Source organism: Streptomyces sp. GC420, from assembly GCF_009916105.1.
Taxonomy (GTDB): domain Bacteria; phylum Actinomycetota; class Actinomycetes; order Streptomycetales; family Streptomycetaceae; genus Streptomyces.
On record NZ_JAAAXQ010000760.1, the window covers coordinates 1 to 1,218 of the forward strand.

Consider the following 1,218-nt stretch of genomic DNA (forward strand, 5'->3'; position numbering starts at 1 on the left):
CCCCGGTGCCGTCCGCTCCACGCGCCGCCCCCTGCTGGCGGGGCTGGCGGCGGCCCTGCTGTGCGCGGGCGTCCTCAGCTTCTACGCCTCGGCAAGCCCCGACGGCCTGGAGAAGGTCGCCGCCGACCACGGCATCGACGAGAAGACCGAGGAGCACGGCACCGCCGACTCGCCGCTCGCCGACTACGGCGTCGAGAACGTCGGCAACGAGCGTCTGTCCGGAGGCCTCGCCGGAGTGATCGGCGTCGGCGCCACCCTCGCCGTCGGGTCCGGGGTCTTCCTCGTCGTACGCCGCCGGGACCGCGGGAACGCCCGAGACGGCCGGGACGAGCACGACGGCCGGGACGGTGCGGCAGGGGCAGCGGCAGGGGTGCCGGCGCAGGCCGACGCCGCTGCCGGTGGCAAGACGGAAGCGGCGGTCTGATCACGCCATGGGTGCCGGACACGTGCACAAGCTCTACCGCCCGGGCGCCGGCCCGGTGCACCGCCTCCCCCCGCACACCAAGATCGCGGCCGTGCTCGCCTTCGTCGTCACCGTCGTCGCCACCCCGCGCGAGGCGATGTGGGCGTTCGGCGCGTACGCCGCCCTCCTCGCCGCCGTCGCGGCCGTGGCCCGGCTCCCGTACGGCGTGCTGCTCGGACGGATGCTGATCGAGATCCCGTTCGTGGCCTTCGCGGTCCTCATGCCCTTCGTCGCCGAGGGACCGACCACCGAGGTCCTCGGCCTGCGGCTCTCCGAGTCCGGCCTGTGGGCCGCCTGGAACATCCTCGCCAAGGGCACCCTCGGGGTCGCCGCCTCCGTGATCCTCGCCTCGACCACCGAACTGCGCGCCCTGGTCCTCGGCCTCCAGCGGCTGCGGCTACCCCCGATGCTCGTCCAGATCGCCGGCTTCATGATCAGGTACGGGGACGTCATCACCGACGAGATGCGGCGGATGCGCATCGCCCGCGCCTCACGGGGATTCGAGGCGCGCGGCGTCCGGCACTGGGGTGTCCTCGCCAAGACGGCCGGTGCCCTGTTCATCCGCAGCTACGAGCGCGGCGAGCGGGTGCACCTCGCCATGATCAGCCGCGGGTACGCGGGTACCGTCCCGGTCATCGACGACCTGAGCGCCTCCCGTGCGCAGTGGGCACACGCGGCCGCCCTCCCGGCGGCGGCCCTCGCCGTCTGTCTGATGGGATGGACCTTGTGACGACCGAACCGATCCCGTCCCCGTC

General features: G+C 73.7%; 2 protein-coding genes. Both read left to right on the forward strand.

The window, feature by feature from the left end; all coding sequences use genetic code 11:
• On the forward strand, positions 1–424 hold a 424-nt coding region (locus tag GUY61_RS38440; RefSeq protein ID WP_208106992.1), incomplete at its 5' end, for a PDGLE domain-containing protein.
• Positions 425–431: 7 nt separating this feature from the next.
• On the forward strand, positions 432–1,193 hold the full coding sequence (gene cbiQ, locus GUY61_RS38445; protein WP_166634913.1) for a cobalt ECF transporter T component CbiQ: 762 nt from the start codon (positions 432–434) through the stop codon (positions 1,191–1,193).
• Positions 1,194–1,218 lie beyond the last annotated feature (25 nt).

Bases quoted from the DNA above. Each gene is read 5' to 3' on its own strand.
- cbiQ (WP_166634913.1), top strand. From the start codon at position 432: ATGGGTGCCGGACACGTGCACAAGCTCTACCGCCCGGGCGCCGGCCCG.